The 18,941-nt window shown below is 68.0% G+C and carries 21 protein-coding genes and 1 tRNA gene; 18 read left to right on the top strand and 4 right to left on the bottom strand.

Annotation, left to right across the window (positions count from 1 at the left end):
* Positions 1-41: 41 nt before the first annotated feature.
* The 3 genes from ACTJJ4_RS09750 (at position 42) to nusG (ending at position 1,491) form a co-directional block, all read left to right on the top strand.
* Positions 42-114: transfer RNA gene (locus ACTJJ4_RS09750), tRNA-Trp, on the top strand.
* Positions 115-155: 41 nt separating this feature from the next.
* Complete coding sequence (gene secE, locus ACTJJ4_RS09755; RefSeq protein WP_292704567.1) at positions 156-443, top strand: preprotein translocase subunit SecE; 288 nt, start codon at positions 156-158, stop codon at positions 441-443.
* A gap of 16 nt (positions 444-459) precedes the next feature.
* Positions 460-1,491 (top strand): transcription termination/antitermination protein NusG, encoded by a 1,032-nt coding sequence (nusG, locus tag ACTJJ4_RS09760; RefSeq protein WP_292704569.1) that lies wholly within the window; start codon positions 460-462, stop codon positions 1,489-1,491.
* A 150-nt stretch (positions 1,492-1,641) separates the two neighbouring features.
* On the opposite strand, the gene ACTJJ4_RS09765 is transcribed toward nusG, so the two are convergent.
* The gene (locus ACTJJ4_RS09765) at positions 1,642-2,037 is read right to left on the bottom strand and encodes a VOC family protein (RefSeq protein WP_440943122.1); all 396 of its coding nucleotides are present in this window, start codon (positions 2,035-2,037) and stop codon (positions 1,642-1,644) included.
* A 126-nt stretch (positions 2,038-2,163) separates the two neighbouring features.
* Between ACTJJ4_RS09765 and ACTJJ4_RS09770 the strand changes: the two genes are divergently transcribed.
* From ACTJJ4_RS09770 to ACTJJ4_RS09795, 6 genes are all read left to right on the top strand, one after another.
* Positions 2,164-3,117, top strand: coding sequence for a helix-turn-helix transcriptional regulator (locus tag ACTJJ4_RS09770; protein WP_440943261.1), 954 nt, complete (start codon positions 2,164-2,166; stop codon positions 3,115-3,117).
* A 140-nt stretch (positions 3,118-3,257) separates the two neighbouring features.
* Positions 3,258-3,689, top strand: coding sequence for a 50S ribosomal protein L11 (gene rplK, locus ACTJJ4_RS09775; protein ID WP_285636878.1), 432 nt, complete (start codon positions 3,258-3,260; stop codon positions 3,687-3,689).
* 11 nt (positions 3,690-3,700) lie between these two features.
* Positions 3,701-4,390 carry a 50S ribosomal protein L1 gene (rplA, locus tag ACTJJ4_RS09780; RefSeq protein ID WP_285636875.1) on the top strand — a complete coding sequence of 230 codons (690 nt, stop codon included), beginning with the start codon at positions 3,701-3,703 and terminating at the stop codon, positions 4,388-4,390.
* A 213-nt stretch (positions 4,391-4,603) separates the two neighbouring features.
* A complete protein-coding gene (locus tag ACTJJ4_RS09785) occupies positions 4,604-5,422 on the top strand; it encodes an amino acid ABC transporter substrate-binding protein (RefSeq protein ID WP_440943123.1) in 819 nt (272 codons plus the stop codon).
* Positions 5,423-5,424: 2 nt separating this feature from the next.
* Complete coding sequence (locus ACTJJ4_RS09790) at positions 5,425-6,087, top strand: amino acid ABC transporter permease (protein WP_440943124.1); 663 nt, start codon at positions 5,425-5,427, stop codon at positions 6,085-6,087.
* Positions 6,074-6,874 carry an amino acid ABC transporter ATP-binding protein gene (locus tag ACTJJ4_RS09795; protein WP_440943125.1) on the top strand — a complete coding sequence of 267 codons (801 nt, stop codon included), beginning with the start codon at positions 6,074-6,076 and terminating at the stop codon, positions 6,872-6,874. Before ACTJJ4_RS09790 ends, ACTJJ4_RS09795 begins: the two co-directional genes overlap by 14 nt.
* Positions 6,875-6,885: 11 nt before the next feature.
* Here the strand turns inward: ACTJJ4_RS09795 and ACTJJ4_RS09800 are convergent, their stop codons facing one another.
* Entirely contained in the window at positions 6,886-7,551 is a 666-nt protein-coding gene (locus ACTJJ4_RS09800; RefSeq protein WP_440943126.1) for a LysE/ArgO family amino acid transporter, read from the bottom strand.
* Positions 7,552-7,621: 70 nt separating this feature from the next.
* Between ACTJJ4_RS09800 and ACTJJ4_RS09805 the strand changes: the two genes are divergently transcribed.
* Together ACTJJ4_RS09805 and ACTJJ4_RS09810 are read left to right on the top strand one after the other, a co-directional pair.
* On the top strand, positions 7,622-8,509 hold the full coding sequence (locus tag ACTJJ4_RS09805; protein WP_440943127.1) for a LysR family transcriptional regulator ArgP: 888 nt from the start codon (positions 7,622-7,624) through the stop codon (positions 8,507-8,509).
* Positions 8,510-8,556: 47 nt separating this feature from the next.
* Positions 8,557-9,015, top strand: coding sequence for a hypothetical protein (locus ACTJJ4_RS09810; protein WP_440943128.1), 459 nt, complete (start codon positions 8,557-8,559; stop codon positions 9,013-9,015).
* 40 nt (positions 9,016-9,055) lie between these two features.
* Here the strand turns inward: ACTJJ4_RS09810 and ACTJJ4_RS09815 are convergent, their stop codons facing one another.
* Complete coding sequence (locus tag ACTJJ4_RS09815; RefSeq protein WP_292704581.1) at positions 9,056-9,733, bottom strand: YqaJ viral recombinase family protein; 678 nt, start codon at positions 9,731-9,733, stop codon at positions 9,056-9,058.
* A 521-nt stretch (positions 9,734-10,254) separates the two neighbouring features.
* Between ACTJJ4_RS09815 and ACTJJ4_RS09820 the strand changes: the two genes are divergently transcribed.
* The 3 genes from ACTJJ4_RS09820 to rplL all read left to right on the top strand — a co-directional run bounded on the left by ACTJJ4_RS09820 (position 10,255) and on the right by rplL (position 12,328).
* Complete coding sequence (locus ACTJJ4_RS09820; RefSeq protein WP_440943129.1) at positions 10,255-11,040, top strand: hypothetical protein; 786 nt, start codon at positions 10,255-10,257, stop codon at positions 11,038-11,040.
* Between the two features lie 368 nt (positions 11,041-11,408).
* Positions 11,409-11,897, top strand: coding sequence for a 50S ribosomal protein L10 (gene rplJ / locus ACTJJ4_RS09825; protein ID WP_292704583.1), 489 nt, complete (start codon positions 11,409-11,411; stop codon positions 11,895-11,897).
* Positions 11,898-11,944: 47 nt separating this feature from the next.
* Positions 11,945-12,328 (top strand): 50S ribosomal protein L7/L12, encoded by a 384-nt coding sequence (gene rplL / locus ACTJJ4_RS09830; protein WP_285636854.1) that lies wholly within the window; start codon positions 11,945-11,947, stop codon positions 12,326-12,328.
* Positions 12,329-12,412: 84 nt separating this feature from the next.
* Here the strand turns inward: rplL and ACTJJ4_RS09835 are convergent, their stop codons facing one another.
* Entirely contained in the window at positions 12,413-13,420 is a 1,008-nt protein-coding gene (locus ACTJJ4_RS09835; protein WP_440943130.1) for a LacI family DNA-binding transcriptional regulator, read from the bottom strand.
* A gap of 271 nt (positions 13,421-13,691) precedes the next feature.
* Between ACTJJ4_RS09835 and ACTJJ4_RS09840 the strand changes: the two genes are divergently transcribed.
* From ACTJJ4_RS09840 to ACTJJ4_RS09855, 4 genes are all read left to right on the top strand, one after another.
* Positions 13,692-15,023, top strand: coding sequence for an ABC transporter substrate-binding protein (locus ACTJJ4_RS09840; protein WP_440943131.1), 1,332 nt, complete (start codon positions 13,692-13,694; stop codon positions 15,021-15,023).
* A 90-nt stretch (positions 15,024-15,113) separates the two neighbouring features.
* Positions 15,114-16,460 carry a carbohydrate ABC transporter permease gene (locus ACTJJ4_RS09845; RefSeq protein ID WP_440943132.1) on the top strand — a complete coding sequence of 449 codons (1,347 nt, stop codon included), beginning with the start codon at positions 15,114-15,116 and terminating at the stop codon, positions 16,458-16,460.
* Positions 16,460-17,428 (top strand): carbohydrate ABC transporter permease, encoded by a 969-nt coding sequence (locus ACTJJ4_RS09850; protein WP_292704590.1) that lies wholly within the window; start codon positions 16,460-16,462, stop codon positions 17,426-17,428. The genes ACTJJ4_RS09845 and ACTJJ4_RS09850 overlap by 1 nt, the downstream gene beginning before the upstream one ends.
* 105 nt (positions 17,429-17,533) lie before the next feature.
* Positions 17,534-18,928, top strand: coding sequence for a cystathionine beta-synthase (locus ACTJJ4_RS09855; protein ID WP_440943133.1), 1,395 nt, complete (start codon positions 17,534-17,536; stop codon positions 18,926-18,928).
* The last annotated feature ends 13 nt before the right edge of the window (positions 18,929-18,941 follow it).

Consider the following 18,941-nt stretch of genomic DNA (forward strand, 5'->3'; position numbering starts at 1 on the left):
CGGCACACGGAGGACGCGGACCCAGGGACCATCCGGTCTCTAGGGCGGTAGCTCAATTGGCAGAGCAGCGGTCTCCAAAACCGCAGGTTGCAGGTTCGATTCCTGTCCGCCCTGCGCGTCAGCGCACATGCTGACTCACGAAAGGTACTTGCGGGATGGATCAGGACGACGTTCGCGGCGATGCCGTGGCAATGGGCCCGTACTCCCTGCGGGACAAGCAGCTCGGCTTCTTCGGCCGCATCGCGCTGTTCTTCCGGCAGGTGATGAGCGAGCTCCGCAAGGTCGTCACGCCGACTCGCAAGGAGCTGATCAAGTTCACCCTGGTGGTGCTGGTGTTCGTGCTGATCGTGATGGGGCTGGTCTACGGCTTCGACTCGCTGTTCGGCTTCGTGACCCACCTGGTGTTCGGAGTTCCCGGCACCGCACCTGCGCCCGCGCAGTGAACGGAAAGTAAGCAACGTGTCTGAACGATATTCCGACGACGCCGACTGGGCCACCGCGGCCGAGCAGTCCAGCGAGGAGGACGAGGCCCAGGAGGGCAACATCCTCGCCGAGCAGGAGCAGTCGGTGGCGTCCGCGGAGACCGTCGCCCTTCATCTCGAGGGCGACGACGACTCCGACGAGGAGTACGAAGACGACATCGACGACATCGACATCGAAGACCCGGAGGCGGACGCGATCGTGAACGACGCTCTGAACCTGGACGAAGCGGCTGAGTCCGAAGCAGCCGCCGAAGTCCTCAACGACGCTGTTGCGGAGGAGACCGCCGAAGAGGAGGCCGCCGCCGCTGAGGAAGTGACTCCCTACGACGGCCCCGAGCTCGGTGCTGACGAGGAATCCGACGACGAGTCCGACGAGGCCGCCGAGGAGGACCCGTACGAGGCCTTCAAGATGGACCTGCGGATGCTGCCCGGCAAGTGGTACGTCATCCACTCCTACGCCGGCTTCGAGCGCAAGGTGAAGGCCAACATCGAGCAGCGCAAGTCGACGCTCGAGGTCGAGGACGACATCTACCAGATCGAGGTCCCGATGGAGGACGTCGTCGAGATCAAGAACGGCCAGCGCAAGATGGTCACCCGCGTGCGCATCCCGGGCTACGTGCTCGTGCGCATGGAGCTGAACGAGGACACCTGGTCCGTCGTCCGCCACACCCCCGGTGTGACCGGCTTCGTGGGCAACGCCCACAACCCGACGCCGCTGCGCTTCGAAGAGGCGTTCAACATGCTCAAGTCGCTGGTCGAGGTGAAGGACGTCCCCACCGCGAAGTCCATCGCCGCCAAGGGCGGCGTGGCCGTGGCTCGTCCGATGGCCGCCGAGGTCGACTTCGAGGTCGGCGAGACCATCACGATCAAGGAGGGCTCGTTCGCGGGTCTTCCCGGCACGATCAGCGAAATCAATGCCGCCGCCGGCAAGCTCACCGTGCTCGTCTCGCTCTTCGAGCGTGAGACCCCCGTCGAGCTGTCGTTCGAGCAGGTCACCAAGATGTTGTGACGACTCGGATCAATCTTCGCGAAGCGAAGTTGATGCGAGGCCGTCACAAGGTTGAGCGAGCGAAGCGAGTCGAAACCCAGACCAAGCTTCATGCGTGAAAGAACGGCCGTCCCTTCCGGGGCGGCCGTTCCTTCATGTCGGCGAGGGTGTTCAGGCATGCTGCGCGGCCCAGTGCGGGCTCTGGATCAGGCCGATCAGGTTGCCGAAGGGGTCGCTGACGGATGCCGACCACCAGCCCTCTCCGCGCTGGGTCACCGGGTCGAATGCGACGGCGCCGAGGCCGATCAGGCGGTCGAACGACGCCTGGATGTCGTCGACGTGCATGCTGACCAGAGCGCCGCCCGGCTGGGGGAGCGCGGGACGGAAGCGCGCGTCCATCAGGGCGAACTCATCCTCGTCATCGCCGAAGCGCCACTCCGCGTACTGCGCGGGTCCCTGCTCGGGCCGGACGAAGTAGGGGGCCGACTCGAACACGGTCGAGTACCACTCGACGGCTGCATCCATGTCGACGGCGACGAGGTTGAGGTTGGCGAGTCCACGGAACATGATTTCTCCTTCTGCTGAGGTGCTTGTTCTTCTATGCTCGAGCGTGAAGTGATCATCTTCTGATCACTTAAAAATCTTTCTGAAGAATCCTCCGAATCGAGCTTCCGCATCCGCGCCGACCGCCTCATCCAGGCCCTTCTCCTGCTGCAGGGGCGACCCCAGGTCACCGCTGCCGAGCTGGCGCGCGAGCTGGAGGTCTCGGTGCCGACCGCACGGCGCGACCTCGAGGCGCTGGCGATGTCGGGCGTGCCGATCTACCCCACTCGCGGCCGAGGCGGCGGATGGCGGCTGATCGGCGGCGCCCGCACCGATCTGACCGGCCTCACGGAGGGCGAGGTCACCTCGCTGCTCATCGGCCTGACGCAGAGCCTGGGCGCGGAGCCCGAGCGGGTCGCCGCGGTCCGCAAGCTCGTGCGCGCCATGCCCGCCCCGTTCCGGGAGGGTGCCCAGCGGGTGGCGGAAGCCACGGTGCGCGACGTCGCCTGGGGCGAGGTGCAGCCGGCATCCGTCTCCGAGACCGTGACCACGCTGCAGCGGGCCATCGCCGCGCGGCGGCAGGTGCGCGTCGAGTACGACGGCTCGCAGGGCGCCGTGACCCGCGAGCTGGTGCCGCTCGTCGTCGGCAGCCGCGGCGCGCTCTGGTATCTGCTGGCAGCTCCCGCGGCCACCGAGGCCGGGACGGCGGATGCCGAGCGACTGCGCACCTACCGCGTGGACCGCGTGCTGTCGGCATCCGCTCTCGCCGCCCCCGGCGCCGCGCCGGACGGCTTCGACCTCGCGGGCGAGTGGGCGCGCATGGTCGAGCGCGTCGAGGATCTGCGGGGATCGGTGCGCGCGACCCTGCGCGTGCAGCCGTGGGCGGTGCGAGCGCTGACCGATCGATTCGGCGCGCAGGCGCGGATCCTGGACGAGGAGCCGGATGCCGAGGGACGCACGGCCGTCGAGGTCAGCGCTCATCGCATCGACGCGCTCGCCGAGCAGCTCGCGGGCTGGACGAGCGTCGCGGAGGTGCTCGGGCCGCCCGAGGTGCGGGACGAGCTGCGCCGTCTCGGGGAGAGGATCGTCGAGCGGTACGCGTGAGCGCGGCATCCGCTCCTATCCGGTAGACTTGTGTGGTTTGTGCGCCGCCTTCGGCGTGCGCGCAGACGGAACCGCGGTCCGGAGATGCCGGATCTGCGGGAGAGGGATGCCCCGGCATCCGCTCGATGAAAGGAAAGAGAATGGCACCGAAGAAGAAGGTGACCGGCCTGATCAAGCTTCAGATCAACGCCGGTGCAGCCAACCCGGCGCCGCCGATCGGCCCCGCGCTCGGTCAGCATGGCGTCAACATCATGGAGTTCTGCAAGGCGTACAACGCCGCGACCGAGTCGCAGCGCGGCAACGTCATCCCCGTGGAGATCACCGTCTACGAGGACCGCAGCTTCACGTTCATCCTGAAGACCCCGCCGGCAGCCGAGCTGATCAAGAAGGCCGCAGGCGTCCCCAAGGGCTCCGCGACCCCGCACACCGTCAAGGTCGCGAAGATCACGATGGACCAGGTCCGCGCGATCGCCGAGCAGAAGCAGGCCGACCTGAACGCGAACGACATCGACGCCGCGTCGAAGATCATCGCCGGAACCGCCCGCTCCATGGGCATCACGGTCGAGGGCTGAGGGAGATAACAATGGCTACCAAGTCCAAGGCATACCAGGCTGCCCTCGCGAAGATCGAGGCAGACCGTTTCTACACTCCGACCGAGGCCGTGGCTCTCGCGAAGGAGACCGGTTCGGCGAAGTTCGACTCGACCGTCGAGGTCGCGCTGAAGCTCTCCGTCGACCCGCGCAAGGCCGACCAGATGGTGCGCGGCACCGTCATGCTCCCGCACGGCACCGGCAAGACCGCCCGCGTCATCGTGTTCGCCAACGGCCCGGCTGCTGAGGCCGCCATCGCCGCCGGCGCAGACGAGGTCGGCGGCAGCGAGCTGATCGAGAAGGTCGCCGCTGGCTGGACCGACTTCGACGCAGCCGTGTCGACCCCCGAGCTCATGGGCCAGGTCGGTCGTCTGGGTAAGGTGCTCGGTCCCCGCGGCCTGATGCCGAACCCGAAGACCGGCACCGTGACCCCCAACCCGGCCAAGGCCGTGGAGGAGATCAAGGGCGGCAAGATCGAGTTCCGCGTCGACAAGCACGCCAACGTGCACTTCATCGTGGGCAAGGCCTCCTTCACCGCTGAGCAGCTCGACGAGAACGTCAAGGCCGCTCTCGAGGAGATCGTGCGTCTGAAGCCGTCGAGCTCGAAGGGCCGTTACATCCAGAAGGGCGCCGTGTCGACCACGTTCGGCCCCGGCATCCCGCTGGACGTCAACGCCATCTGAGTGACCCCGGCGGGCTGCAGAGCCCGTCGACGCGAAGACCCCCGCCCGGTTCGCCGGACGGGGGTCTTCTGCGTGCCGGACGGACCTCGGGAGGGACCCGGTCGCCGCCGAGGTGAAATCCGGCGTCATACGACGGCGCCGCGGCGTCGTGCGGCGTACTGTGGGGCGGGCGCCCGAACGGCGCCGCATACCCGAGCACCTGGAGATCCGAACATGGTCCGTCGTCTGACCGTCGCCGTCACCGCCCTCACCATCGCAGCCGCTGCGCTGGTCGGCTGCAGCAGCGCCACCGCACCCGCCGACAAGGAGTCCGCACCCGCGGCAGGGCCCGACTACGGTCTCGTCGCGAACGGCACGCTGACGGTCGCCACCGAGGGCACCTACCGGCCCTTCAGCTTCCACGAGGGCGGCGGCACGGGCAAGCTCACCGGCTACGACGTGGAGATCATCGAGGCCGTGGCCGAGAAGCTCGACCTGAAGGTCTCGTTCAAGGAGACCCAGTGGGACGCGATCTTCGCTGGCCTCGACGCGGGGCGCTTCGACCTGATCGCGAACCAGGTCACCATCAACGACGAGCGCAAGGCGAACTACCTGTTCAGCGAGCCCTACACGGTGTCTCCCGGTGTGATCGTGACGAAGAAGGACGACGACTCGATCTCGTCGTTCTCCGATCTGAAGGGCAAGACCACCGCGCAGTCGCTGACCAGCAACTGGTACCAGCTGGCCGTGGACTCCGGCGCGAAGGTCGAGAGCGTCGAAGGCTGGGCGCAGGCCGTCGCACTGCTGCAGCAGGGGCGCGTCGACGCCACCATCAACGACAAGCTCACGTTCCTCGACTTCGAGAAGACCGACGGACCGACGGGCCTGAAGATCGCCGCCGAGACGGACGAGGCCGGTGAGCAGGCATTCGTGTTCACCAAGGGCAAGAAGAAGCTGGTCGAGGCGATCGATGGGGCGCTGGACGAGCTGCGGGCCGACGGCACGCTGGCCGAGATCAGCGAGAAGTACTTCGGCGCCGACGTCTCGAAGTAGCGATGGACGGCTGGGAGCTCTTCCTCAGCTCGCTCGGGCCGCTGGCGCTGGCAGGGGCCACCGCGTCGATCCCGCTCGCGGTGATCTCGTTCGCGGTCGGACTGGCCATCGCGGTCGGCATCGCGCTGATGCGGATCTCGCAGAATCGCGTGCTCGCGGCCACGGCCCGCACGTACATCTCGATCATCCGCGGCACGCCCCTGCTCGTGCAGCTGTTCGTGATCTTCTACGGGCTGCCCTCGATCGGGCTGCTCGTGGATCCCTGGCCCAGCGCGATCGTCGCGTTCTCGCTCAACGTCGGCGGATACGCCGCGGAGGTCGTCCGCGCGGCGATCCTGTCGGTGCCCAAGGGACAGTGGGAGGCCGCCTACACGGTCGGTATGGGTCGCGCGCGCACACTGCGCCGCATCATCCTGCCCCAGGCGGCGAGGGTGTCGGTGCCGCCGCTGTCGAACACCTTCATCTCGCTGGTCAAGGACACCTCGCTGGCCTCGCTGATCCTGGTGACCGAGCTGTTCCGGATCGGCGAGCAGATCGCGTCGGCATCCCAGAAGTTCATGGTCGTGTACCTCGCAGCTGCTCTGGTGTACTGGGTGTTCTGCCTCGTGCTCTCGGGGCTGCAGAACCTCGTGGAGAAGAGGCTGGATCGTCATGTCGCGCGGTAGGTCTGCGGGTGCCGAGCCGCTGCTCACGGCACGAGGTCTGCGCAAGCGCTTCGGCGACGCAGAGGTGCTCCAGGGCGTGGATCTCACCCTGCATCGCGGCGAGGTGGTCGTGCTCATCGGCCCCAGCGGCTCGGGCAAGACGACGGTGCTGCGCTCTCTGAACGGCCTCGAGATCCCGGATGCGGGAACCCTGGAGATCCACGGCGCCCCGGCTGCGGACTTCGCCGCCGGCATCGACGCCAGGGAGAGATTCGCGCTGCGCGATCGCTCGGCCATGGTGTTCCAGCAGCACAACCTCTTCCCGCACCTCACCGTGCTGCAGAACGTCATCGAGGGCCCATGGCGCGTGCAGCGACGTGCGAAGGCGGAGGTGATCGCCGAGGCGCGCGACCTGCTGGCCAGGGTCGGCCTCGGCGACCGCGAGGACGCGTATCCGCACGAGCTCTCGGGCGGTCAGCAGCAGCGGGTCGGCATCGTGCGCGCGCTGGCGCTGCGACCCGAGCTGTTGCTGTTCGACGAGCCCACCAGCGCCCTCGATCCCGAACTCGTCGGGGAGGTGCTCCTGGTGATCAAGGAGCTCGCCGACGAGGGCTGGTCGATGATCGTCGTCACGCACGAGCTCGGCTTCGCCCGTGAGGCCGCCGATCATGTGCTGTTCCTCGACGGCGGAGTGGTGGTCGAGGAAGGGCCGCCTGCGCAGCTCTTCTCCTCTCCGCGGCAGGAGCGCACTCGCCGCTTCCTCACCCGCATCCTGCGGCCGCTCGAGGGCGGCGACGCCGCAGGATGACCCGCCGCCGGTCAGCCGGTGAAGACGGGGAGCACCAGCAGCACGCCCATGACCACCAGCAGCACGGCGATGCCCGTGTCGAGGATGCGCCAGGCCCGGGGGGTGCGCAGCCAGCGCCCCAGGTGCCGGGCGCCGAAGCCGAGCGCGAAGAACCACGTGATGCTCGCCAGGATCGCGCCGGAGGCGAACAGCCAGCGCTGATCACCGTGCGTCGCGGCGATCGACCCGATCAGCAGCACGGTGTCGAGGTAGACGTTGGGATTCAGGTAGGTGAAGGCCAGCGTCGCGATGACCACCGTCGCCAGGCGCGATCGCGTGGCCGTGGCCGTGCCCCCTGCGCCCGGTCCGCCCTCGGCGTCCGTGGCGGGCGAGGCGTCTGCGACGAGCGACTCGCCGTTCGAGCCCCAGGCGCGACGCGCGGCGTAGATCCCGTAGACGACCAGGGAGATGCCGCCCAGCCAGCGCGCCGCGACGAGCAGCCAGGGGAGCTGGCCGATCAGATAGCCCAGGCCGGCGGTTCCGGCGAGCACGAGCAGGGCGTCGGAGGCCGCGCAGATGAGCACCACGGGCAGCACGTGCTCGCGACGCAGGCCCTGGCGCAGCACGAACACGTTCTGCGCGCCGACGGCGATGATGAGCGAGAACATGAGGCCGAGGCCGGAGAGCAGGGTGAGCACGACTCCACGTTAGGTCCGCACCGACATCAGCACCAGCGAAGAGAACTGCTCCACCATTAGCGTGACTGATATGAGGATCGATGCTCAGCTCGCGGCGACCGTGGCCGCAGTCGTGGACGAGGGCAGCTTCGAGGCGGCTGCCCGGCGGCTGCACATCACGCAGTCCGCGGTGAGCCAGCGGATCAAGGCGCTGGAGGTGCAGATCGGTCGTGCTGTGCTGGTGCGCTCCCGTCCCGTCCGCGCGACCGAAGCCGGTGAGGCGCTCGTGCGCCTGGCCAGGCAGGTCGAGCTGCTCGAGCACGACACGGTCGCCGCGTTCGGGCTCGGCGACGCGGATGCCGCCAGGGCGACGCGCGTGCGCGTGCCGCTCGCAGTGAACGCCGACTCGATGGCGTCGTGGTTCCTCGCGCCGCTCGCGCGCGTCGCGCGACAGCATCCGATCGACGTCGACCTGCACCGCGACGACCAGGACTACACCGCGCGGATGCTGGAGTCGGGCGAGGTGATGGCGGCCGTCACCAGTGAGGCCGAGCCCGTCGGCGGCAGCGCCGTCACGCCCCTGGGCGTACTGGAGTACCGCGCGATGGCGACGGCCGACTACGTGGCTCGCTGGTTCCCCGACGGCGTGACGCCCGAGGCGCTGCAGCATGCGCCGTTCGTGGACTTCGACCGGCGCGACGCGCTGCAGCAGGGCTGGCTGAGGGCCAGGGGAGTGGACCCCTGGTCGGTGCCGCGGCACTATGTTCCGGCCTCCCACGACTTCTCCGAGGCGGTGCGATTCGGGCTGGGGTGGGGCCTCATCCCCGCGCCGCACGTCTCGGACGCGCTGGTCTCCCTCGGTGATCCGCTCATCCGGGTGCCGCTCTACTGGCAGCAGTGGAACCTGCGCTCCCCGCTGCTCGACGCGATCGCCTCGGAGGTGGCGGCCGAAGCGCGCCGCGTGCTCGCACCGCTCTGATGACCGCCGGTTCTTCGAAGCCTCCGGCCGTTCATAGGATGGATCGTGTGAAGCCGTTCGTGGGAGGAGATCGCAAGGTGCTCGCGGCGGTGGGAGCCATCCTCCTCGTGGCCGTCGCGACCTGGGCGGCGTACGCATTCGCGTACACCGCCGACCAGATGGACTGGGACTGCGGCGGCGGAAGCTGCGCGACGAATGATCCGCGGTCGTTCGCGATGCCGGTGGCTCTGCTGGGAACGGTCGGAGCGGTGCTGCTCAGCGGGTACGCGGTCGGCCTGATCGGGCCGGCCATCACGATCGCCCTGCCCGCCTGGTTCTTCCGGATGGGCGTGCTCGACGCCGTCGAGGCGGGCTTCTCGCCGGAGGGCTCGGTGACGGCGCCGATGGTCCTCACCACGATCGCCCTGATCGTCGCCGCCGTGTGCGCCGTGGCCTGGATCCCGATGCTCCTCGGGGATCTGCGCGTGCGACGCAGGGCGAAGGAGCGCGAGCGCTCCGCCGCGTGAGCGACCGGCGCGGCGACGCGCGGATCCGGTCCGAGCGGCCTCAGTCGGACAGGGCGAGTGCGCGGAACATGTCGCGCTCGCGCAGGGCATCGCGGCGGTTGGGCGCGATGGGGCCGCGTGCAGGAGGGGTCTGGCCCGTCGTGCGGTGGTAGAGCTCGTCGATCAGGCGGTTGGCGAGCCCCACGAGGCGGCCGATCTCCTTGTCGTCGCGTTCGATCCACACGCTCTTGGGCTCGTCGTGGATCGGCTGGAAGTCGACGTGCTCCTCCCAGACGAACAGCGTCCGCTCGGCCCCGAGCACGTACTGCTGCCACCACACCTGGCGAAGATAGGTGCGCGGGATCGTGGCCCAGGACTTGTTGGTGGTCTTGATCTCGGCGAGAAGCACGCGGCCCTCCCCGTCGACGCAGACGCCGTCGGGTGTGGCGAGGTGGCGCTGCTCGACCTCGGCGCGGAACAGGGCGGAGGAGGGCAGGATGCCGTGGGTCGCGGCGACCCAGGCGGCGATCTCCGGCTCGCGGCGCCGGCCGTGATCGGTGTAGGCGTTCCCGCCGAAGCGCGGACCGTGCCCGAGCTTGGCATCAGCCGCACGGATGATGGATGCCTCTCCGGAGAGACCCGCGACGTCGGTCGCGGTGATCCCGCGCGCTCGTGCCCGAAGCCAGGCGACCCGATCGCGGGAGTCCGCGATGATGCGCGCTTCGAGTTCCGGTGTCACCCTTCGACCCTACGCCTCGCCTCCCACCCTCCCGAGCGCCCACGCCGTGCTCTCGTCTCCTCCGCCTCCCCATCTATTTCGTCGAGAGCACGGGACCTCGCCGACAGCACAGGACGTTCACGCCAACAAGCCGTGCGCTCGGCGAGATGTCGTGCTCTCGACGGGTGTGTGGGTGGGGGCGGGAGGGACCCGGGGCGGATGCTGGGGATTCGGCCTGCACAGGTGAGAGATGTCGTCGGGCTGTGCACAGGTCGTGGGAATCGGAGTTCATGCGGGTCGGGCACGTTGGAACATGGGCCATGCTCATCGACGCGGACACGCGACTCCCCTCTGCGAGGGATACTGGCGCGCATCTCGAACACCTGGTGCGCTCACGCGAGGACCTCATCCTCAACGGCTGGACGGATCGCAAGATCGCCGCGGCTGTCCGGGCCAAGACCATGCGGCACATGCGGAGGGGCTGGTACATCGATGCGGAGGAATATCAGCGACTCACTCCGGAGGAGCAGCACCGGGCGCAGGTGATCGCCGTCGCGCGTGACTCCGAAGGAGGCGCGGCGATGTCGTACGCATCGGCGGGTGTGCTGTGGCGTCTGCCGTTCTATCGCACCGGACTCGTGCGAGTGCACATGACCACGGACGCCCCGCGGAGGATCTCGAGTGCCCCGGATGTGCTTCGTCATGTCGAGCCGCTGCCGCCCGAGGATTTGGTGGTCATCGACGGCATTCGCTGCACGAACCTTTCCCGCACGGTTCTCGATCTGTGCCGCATTCTGCCGCTCGAGGCGGCCGTCGCTGTCGCCGACGCCGCTGAGCGACTGATGGGGCAGCGCATTCGGGAGTGGGACCTCGACGCGATCGAATCGTGGCGCGCGGGACAACAGCAGAGGCTCGACACTGCTGCGGGCGCGCGCGGTGTGCGGCAGGCGCGCTGGGTGGCGAACTTCGCAGACGGGCGTGCGCAGCTTCCGGGAGAGAGCGTGAGCAGGTTGCAGCTGCACAGGCTCGGCTTCGCTCCACCGCAACTGCAGGTCCCGGTTCGGGGCCCCGCCGGCAGGATGTTCTTTGTCGACTTCGGTCTCGACGATGTCAACGCGTTCGGCGAGTTCGATGGCAAGGGCAAGTACCTCGATGAGGCGATGCGATCCGGGAAGACCATCGATCAGGTCATGCTCGAGGAGAAGGAGCGCGAGGACTGGATACGCGGAACCACTCACCGGCCGTTCGCGCGTTGGGGCTCCTCACACATCCGCACCGCTCGTGACCTCGCGCTTCGCCTGTCTTCCTTCCACATCAGCTCTCCGTGACCTGCGTCGTCGCTTCTCATCGTCGAGAGCACGGGAATTCGCCGAGTGCCCGGGAAGTCTGCGTCTACAGGCCGTGCGTTCGGCGAGATGCCGTGCTCTCGACGGAAATGGTGTGTGGTGTGGAGCCGTTCCGTCGACTGGATTTGGGGGAGAGGGACGGATGCCGTAAGCTGGAGGCAACCGAAGACCGCCGGTCATCGTCGTGCGCGAGCACGAGGATCGAAGCACTGCTCAGCAGGGGCCCGCGCAGGTGACACAGAGGGTTTCACGCTCCGTGCGCTTGCGCCGGGGCGTTTCTGCTTTTCAGGCGGGGTGGTCGAGGTCGATGCCACGCAGCCGCGCGGCATCCGTACACGTAAGGAGTGACCATGGCGCAGAAGGATGCAACGGTTGCCGAGCTCACGAAGAACTTCGAGAACTCGAACGCCGTCCTGCTGACCGAGTACCGCGGTCTGACGGTTGCCCAGCTCAAGCAGCTGCGCAACGACATCCGTCAGGACGCGGAATACGCCGTGGTGAAGAACACGCTGACCAAGATCGCCGCCAACAACGCGGGGATCACGACGCTGGACGACGACCTCAAGGGTCCGTCGGCCGTGGCGTTCGTGCACGGTGACTTCGTCGCCACTGCCAAGGCCATGCGTGACTTCGCCAAGGCCAACCCGCTTCTCGTGATCAAGGGCGGCGTCTTCGAGGGTAAGACCCTCAGCGCCGACGAGGTCAACAAGTACGCCTCGCTCGAGAGCCGTGAGGTTCTGCTGGCGAAGGCAGCGGGCATGATGAAGGCGACGATGGGCAAGGCTGCCGCCACCATCGATGCTCTTCGCGAAAAGCTGGAGACCGCCGAGGCCGCGTAAGCGACCTGCGTTCTTTCACCCAAACCCCATTTATTAGGAGATACATCATGGCGAAGCTTTCCACCGAGGAGCTGCTTGAGCAGTTCGCTGGTCTGACCCTTGTCGAGCTCAGCGAGTTCGTGAAGGCGTTCGAGGAGAAGTTCGACGTCACCGCTGCTGCCCCCGTCGCCGTCGCCGGCGCTGCTGGTGGCGCTGGTGCGGCCGAGGCCGAGGAGGAGAAGGACTCGTTCGACGTCATCCTCGAGGCTGCCGGCGACAAGAAGATCCAGGTCATCAAGACGGTCCGCGAGCTCACCTCGCTGGGCCTCGGCGAGGCCAAGGCTGTCGTCGACGGCGCGCCGAAGGCCGTCCTCGAGGGCGCCAACAAGGAGACCGCTGACAAGGCGAAGGAGGCCCTGGAGGCCGCCGGCGCCACGGTCACCCTCAAGTAATTCTGTCTGGGGCGAAGCGCGAAGCGCATCGTCCCGCGCTTCACAGCGCTCGGAGGGCCTCGGGATTCGTCCCGGGGCCCTCTGCTATGTCCGCGGCGCGGCGGTCGATGCACGCACCACGAGCTCGGAGGGGAGCACGCGCCGCTCGGGGACGGCATCCGGCGCCTCCATGCGCTGGCGCAGCAGATCGACCGCCGCGCGCCCCTGCACCCGCGGCTGCTGCCGCACGGTGGTGAGGGCGAACATCTCGGCGTGCTCATGGTCGTCGATGCCGACGATGCTGAGCTCGGCCGGGACCGACAGGCCGAGCCTTCGTGCGCCGATCACGCCGCCGATCGCGGCCTCGTCGCAGACGGCCACGAGAGCGGTCGGCCGGTTCTGCCTGTCGCCGAGGATCCGCACGCCCGCCTCGTATCCGCCCGGCATGGTCGGCTCGCCGTCGGCGTGCCGGATGAACTCGGCGAGACCTGCGGCGGTCATGGCCTCGCGGTAGCCCGACCGGCGCTGCTCGTCGCCGAAAGCATGGGTCGCGGCATCCGCCCTGCCGCCGAGGAAGGCGATGTCGCGGTGGCCGAGGTCGATCAGATGCTCGGTGGCGATCCGCGCGGCGGCGGCGTCGTCGATCGAGACGGCGCTGGTGTCCTCGCTGTAGGCGCCGACGCTGACCAGGGGCGACTCCACCTGGATCAGGCGTTCCAGCTCGTGGGCGCTGGGCTGGATGCCCACCGCGATGATGCCGTCCAGCCGGCGCCGAGGGAGCACCTCCTCGAAGAGCCGGGCGCGCTCGGCCGTGCCCTCCTGGATGCCGTAGAGCACGAGGTCCTGGCCGGAGGCGAGCAGTCCCTCCTGGATGCCCGCGAGCAGCTCGGCGAAGAACCAGCGGTCCAGCGCAGGCATGATCACGCCGACGGAGAGCGAGCGTCCGGTCGCCAGGCTGGTCGCCGACGAGTGCGCGACGTACGCGAGCTCGGATGCTGCGGCCTGCACGCGCGCGCGGGTCTCCTGCGACACGTAGCCGCCCCCGCTCAGCGCGCGGCTCGCGGTCGCCTTGGAGACGCCGGCGCGTGCGGCGACATCGGCGATCGTGCTCATCATTCCTCCGAATCGGATGCCCGGTCGGGCGTCCGGGGTGGGCTCACGACAGCGTATCCGGATGCCGCGTCGAAAGGAACCGGTTCCACAGGATAGGCTATGGGAGCGCTCCCACGCGACGCATCACGTCTCCACAACGGTTGTGAAGATCTCTGTGCGTGGCGTTGTGCAAGGGCGCTCAGGGCAAGTAGGTTGTCCTGGAATCGGTTCCTCAAAGGTTGCGGAGATCGCAGCCTGAGGGCCGGGATCCACCCGAATGAGGAGAAAACACATGGCTCTGTCACAGCGATACCGCCTACTTGCTCCCCTCGCTCTGGTCGGTGCGGCTGCGATCGCACTGTCCGGATGCGCGGAGGCGACGCCGGGCGGCGGGAACGGCGGCTCGGAGGGCAAGACCACGGTCCGCATCTCCGGCGGCATCACCGGCTCCGAGGCCGACGACCTCAACAAGACGTTCGCGCAGTTCACCAAGGACACCGGGATCAAGGTCGAGTACACCGGTGACAAGAGCTTCGAGGGCAACATCGTCACCAAGGTCACCGGTGGCGACGCGCCTGACATCGCGATCGTCCCGCAGCCGGGTCTGCTGAAGTCCCTCGTCGAGACCGGCAAGGTGCAGAAGGCCCCGGAAGGGGTGTCGAAGGCGGTCGACGAGAACTGGTCGAAGGACTGGAAGAACTATGGCACGATCGACGGCACGTTCTACTCCGCGCCGATGCTCGCCAACCTCAAGGGCTACATCTGGTACTCGCCGGCGAAGTTCAAGGAGTGGGGCGTCGAGGTCCCCAAGACCTGGGACGACATGATCAAGCTCACCGACACCATCCGGTCCAAGACCGGCACGGCGCCCTGGTGCGCGGGCTTCGCCTCGGGTGACGCCTCGGGCTGGCCCGGCACCGACTGGGTCGAGGACCTCGTCCTCCGCCAGGCGGGCCCCGACGTCTACGACAAGTGGGTCGCCGGTGACGTGAAGTTCACCGACCCGGAGATCAAGGACGCGTTCGAGGCGGTCGGCTCCATCCTGAAGAACCCGGACTACGTGAACGCCGGCTTCGGCGACGTGAAGAGCATCAACTCGACCGCGTTCGGCGACGTCGCTGCCAAGGTCGCGGACGGCAGCTGCGCGCTCACGCACCAGGCGTCGTTCCTGTCGGCGAACTTCCTCGACGTGAAGAACGCCGCGGGCGAGACCCCGAAGGTCGCCCCCGACGGTGACGTGTACGCGTTCATCATGCCCGGCACCAAGGAGGGCGAGCTCAGCGTCGAGGGCGGTGGCGAGTTCGTCGCCGGCTTCAACGCGGACAAGTCCACCGTCAAGGTGCTCGAGTTCATGGCTTCGCCCGAGTTCGCGGACGCCCGCGTCAAGCTCGGCGGTGTGATCTCCGCCAACAAGAACGCCGACCCGAGCCTGGCCTCGAGCGAGTTCCTGCAGGATGCCATGAAGATCATGCAGGACGACAAGACGACGTTCCGCTTCGACGCGTCCGACCTGATGCCGGCGACCGTCGGCTCCGGTTCGTTCTGGAAGGGCATGGTCGACTGGATCGACGGCAAGGCCACCGATCAGGTGCTCAGCGACATCCAGGCCGGTTACAACAACTGATCGGTCGCGCTAGTCTGAGCGCAACCTGCTGACGGGTGCGGGGTAGGGCGGAGACGCCCGCCCCGCACCCGCCTCACAGAAGGGGAATCCATGTCGCAAGTGATCGTCGAAGATGAGGATCAGGGTACGGGCGAACTGCCCCGGACCACGCACGGCACCGACCGGAGGGGACGCGCGCTCACCCGCACCCTCGTGGTGGTCGGTTTCGCGCTGATCGTCGCCCTGTTCTTCCTGCTGCTCTTCTCCGCCCCCGTGGAGAACGCCGCCCGCATCGCGCTGGGCCCGGTCTCGCTGAACACGTTCTTCATGTGGCTGGGCGGCCTGCATCCGCTGGTGCAGATCCCGGTCGTGCTGCTCGCCTTCGGCCTCGTCGTGGCGATCGTGCTGGTGCTGATCGAGTACGCCCCGCGCCCTGGCAAGGGCTACTTCATCATGCGGCTCGTCGCGTGCATGGTGATCCCGGTGCTCGCGTTCATGCTGCTGCGGCCGTACTCGAACGCCGTGCTCTACGTCGTGGGGATCGCGCTGCTCTCCGGAGCGCTGCTGTTCTTCGCCGACTACCGGTCGCGGCAGGGCGCCGGCTACCTGTTCCAGCTGATCCTCTTCATGGCACCGGCGGCGATCATGCTGCTGATGGGCCTGATCTACCCGGCCGTTGCGACCTTCTTCAAGTCCTTCTTCGACAAGACGGGCAAGGAGTTCGTCGGCTTCGAGAACTACGTCTGGGTGTTCACGAACCCGGTCGGGACCTGGTCCGTCATCAACACGCTCATCTGGGCGCTGCTGGCCCCGACCATCTCGGTCGCGTTCGGCCTGGCCTACGCCGTCTTCATCGACCGCGCCCGCGGCGAGAAGGTGCTCAAGGTGCTGGTGTTCATGCCGGTCGCGATCTCGTTCGTGGGCGCCGGCATCATCTGGAAGTTCATGTACGACTACCGGCAGGGCGACCAGCTCGGCCTGCTGAACGCCATCGTCACGATCTTCGGCGGCGACCCCGTGAACTGGCTGGCGGTCAAGCCGCTGCTCAACACGATCATGCTGCTGATCGTCTTCATCTGGACCCAGACCGGATTCGCGATGGTGATCCTCTCCGCCGCGATCAAGGCCGTTCCCACCGAGCAGCTCGAGGCAGCCGAGCTCGACGGCACGAACGCGTGGCAGCGGTTCACGAACGTCACGGTCCCTGGCATCCGCTCCTCGCTGATCGTCGTGCTGACGACCATCACGATCATGTCGCTGAAGGTGTACGACATCGTCGCGGTGATGACGGGCGGACGCGACGACACCACCGTGCTCGGCTTCGAGATGGTCAACCAGCAGCAGCGGTTCCAGAGCTACGGGCACTCCTCGGCGCTGGCCGTGGTGCTGTTCATCTTCGTGCTGCCGCTGATCATCTACAACGCCCGATCCATGGCCAAGCAGAGGGAGATCCGCTGATGAGCGCCACCGAAGCCATCGTCCGCGACACCCGCAGCAAGCGCCAGGTCGCCCGCGACACCCGCCGCAATGAGGCCATCGCCCACAAGAAGCTCACTTCGAAGGGCGCGACGATCGCAGCCGTGATCATCGCCTTCTTCTGGACGATCCCCACCTTCGGCCTGTTCGTGACCTCGTTCCGCCCCGGCGCCGACACGCAGTCGACCGGCTGGTGGACCGTCTTCACCGACCCGAAGTTCACCCTGGACAACTACGCGCAGGCGCTCAACGCGGGTGGCACGTCGACCACGCTGGCTACGGCGTTCGTGAACTCGCTCGCGATCACGATCCCCGCCACCGTGTTCCCGATCGTGATCGCGTCGCTCGCCGCCTACGCGTTCGCGTGGATCGACTTCAAGGGCCGCAACCTGCTGTTCGTGTTCGTGTTCGCGCTGCAGATCGTGCCGCTGCAGATGGCCCTGGTGCCGCTGCTGAGCCTGTTCTCCAACGGGCTGACGATCGGCGATGTGGCGGTCTTCCCCGGCTTCACGCTGAACGACCTGGACTACAGCTTCGCCCGGGTGTGGATCGCGCACGCGATCTTCGCCCTGCCGCTGGCGACGTTCATGCTGCACAACTTCATCGCGGAGATCCCGGGCGACATCGTCGAGGCGGCTCGAGTGGACGGCGCCGGCCACGGCCAGGTGTTCTTCCGGATCATCCTGCCGCTCGCGATGCCGGCCATCGCCTCGTTCGGCATCTTCCAGTTCCTGTGGGTGTGGAACGACCTGCTGGTCGCGACGATCTTCGCCTCGCCCGGCGCGCTGCCGATCACCCAGGCGCTGAACTCGCTGTCGGGCACCTGGGGCAACCGCTGGTTCCTGCAGTCGGCGGGCACGCTGATCGCGATCGTGGTGCCGCTGATCGTGTTCTTCGCGCTGCAGCGCTTCTTCGTGCGCGGCCTGCTGGCCGGCGCGACCAAGGGCTGAGCCGGGCGGAAGCCGGATGCCGCAATGCGGCCTGCGCGGGACACAGAGCCCGCGCAGGCTGAAACACAAGCGGCATCCGGCTTCCGTGCATCTACGGTGGAGCGCATGCGCTATGCCGAGAACATCGTCGACCTCGTCGGCGACACGCCCCTGGTCAGGCTCAACCGGGTGACCTCCGGCATCGCCTGCACCGTCCTGGTCAAGCTCGAGTACCTGAACCCCGGCGGCTCCGCCAAGGACCGGATCGCCAGTCGCATCATCGACGCGGCCGAGGCCGCCGGTGATCTGAAGCCGGGCGGCACGATCGTCGAGCCCACCAGCGGCAACACCGGCGTCGGGCTGGCACTGGTCGCGCAGCAGCGCGGCTACCGCTGCGTGTTCGTGGTGCCCGACAAGGTGGGCGCCGACAAGATCGACGTGCTGCGCGCCTACGGCGCCGAGGTCGTCGTGACGCCGACCTCTGTCCCCGCCGACAGCCCCGAGTCGTACTACAGCGTCAGCGATCGGCTGGCCCGTGAGATCCCCGGCGCGTTCAAGCCCAACCAGTACGAGAACCCCAACGGGCCGCGCAGCCACTACGAGACCACGGGGCCCGAGATCTGGCGCGACACCGACGGCGAGATCACGCACTTCGTCGCCGGCGTCGGCACCGGCGGCACGATCAGCGGCACCGGCCGGTACCTGCGCGAGGTCTCGGACGACCGCGTGCGCGTGATCGGCGTCGACCCCGAGGGCAGCGTGTACTCGGGCGGAACCGGCCGGCCGTATCTCGTCGAGGGCGTGGGGGAGGACATCTGGCCCGGGGCGTACGACCCGCAGGTGCCGAACGAGATCGTCGCCGTCACGGATGCCGAGGCGTTCGCCATGACTCGCCGGCTCGCCCGCGAGGAGGGCATCCTCGTCGGCGGATCCAGCGGGATGGCAGTGGTCGGCGCGCTGCGGGTCGCACGGGATCTGCCCGCGGATGCCGTGATGGTGGTGCTGCTGCCGGACGGCGGGCGCGGATACCTGGGCAAGATCTTCAACGATTCGTGGATGCGCTCCTACGGCTTCAGTGAGGTGGAGGCGGAGGAGACCGTCGCGGACGTGCTGGCCGCGCGCGACGTCGTGATCAAGCTCAAGCAGGAGACCCACCGGGCGATCCCCGCCCTGGTGCACACACATCCCGACGAGACCGTGCTCGAGGCCATCGGAACCATGACCGAGTACGACGTCTCGCAACTGCTGGTCCTCAGCGCCGAGCCGCCCGTGATGATGGGCGAGGTCGTCGGCGCAGTGGATGAGAAGGGGCTACTGGACCTGCTGTTCCGCGGCGAGGCGCGGCCCGCCGACCCGGTCGGCATGCACGTGGGGGAGCGGCTGCCGCTCATCGGCATCCACACCCCGGTCGCGCAGGCGCGCAGCGCGCTCGCCGACGCCGACGCCCTGCTCGTCACGGTCGACGGGCGCCCGCACACGGTCCTCACCCGTCAGGATCTGCTCGGCTACCTCTCCCGCTGAGGTCGTCTCGCGA

Origin of the sequence: Microbacterium sp. 22195 (genome assembly GCF_052056515.1) — a bacterium.
GTDB lineage: Bacteria > Actinomycetota > Actinomycetes > Actinomycetales > Microbacteriaceae > Microbacterium.

Bases quoted from the DNA above. Each gene is read 5' to 3' on its own strand.
- rplL (WP_285636854.1), top strand. From the start codon at position 11,945: ATGGCGAAGCTTTCCACCGAGGAGCTGCTTGAGCAGTTCGCTGGTCTG.
- secE (WP_292704567.1), top strand. From the start codon at position 156: ATGGATCAGGACGACGTTCGCGGCGATGCCGTGGCAATGGGCCCGTAC.
- rplJ (WP_292704583.1), top strand. From the start codon at position 11,409: ATGGCGCAGAAGGATGCAACGGTTGCCGAGCTCACGAAGAACTTCGAG.
- ACTJJ4_RS09805 (WP_440943127.1), top strand. From the start codon at position 7,622: ATGAGGATCGATGCTCAGCTCGCGGCGACCGTGGCCGCAGTCGTGGAC.
- rplK (WP_285636878.1), top strand. From the start codon at position 3,258: ATGGCACCGAAGAAGAAGGTGACCGGCCTGATCAAGCTTCAGATCAAC.
- ACTJJ4_RS09785 (WP_440943123.1), top strand. From the start codon at position 4,604: ATGGTCCGTCGTCTGACCGTCGCCGTCACCGCCCTCACCATCGCAGCC.
- ACTJJ4_RS09765 (WP_440943122.1), bottom strand. From the start codon at position 2,037: ATGTTCCGTGGACTCGCCAACCTCAACCTCGTCGCCGTCGACATGGAT.
- ACTJJ4_RS09845 (WP_440943132.1), top strand. From the start codon at position 15,114: ATGTCGCAAGTGATCGTCGAAGATGAGGATCAGGGTACGGGCGAACTG.
- rplA (WP_285636875.1), top strand. From the start codon at position 3,701: ATGGCTACCAAGTCCAAGGCATACCAGGCTGCCCTCGCGAAGATCGAG.
- ACTJJ4_RS09795 (WP_440943125.1), top strand. From the start codon at position 6,074: ATGTCGCGCGGTAGGTCTGCGGGTGCCGAGCCGCTGCTCACGGCACGA.
- ACTJJ4_RS09840 (WP_440943131.1), top strand. From the start codon at position 13,692: ATGGCTCTGTCACAGCGATACCGCCTACTTGCTCCCCTCGCTCTGGTC.
- ACTJJ4_RS09850 (WP_292704590.1), top strand. From the start codon at position 16,460: ATGAGCGCCACCGAAGCCATCGTCCGCGACACCCGCAGCAAGCGCCAG.
- ACTJJ4_RS09855 (WP_440943133.1), top strand. From the start codon at position 17,534: ATGCGCTATGCCGAGAACATCGTCGACCTCGTCGGCGACACGCCCCTG.
- ACTJJ4_RS09790 (WP_440943124.1), top strand. From the start codon at position 5,425: ATGGACGGCTGGGAGCTCTTCCTCAGCTCGCTCGGGCCGCTGGCGCTG.
- ACTJJ4_RS09835 (WP_440943130.1), bottom strand. From the start codon at position 13,420: ATGAGCACGATCGCCGATGTCGCCGCACGCGCCGGCGTCTCCAAGGCG.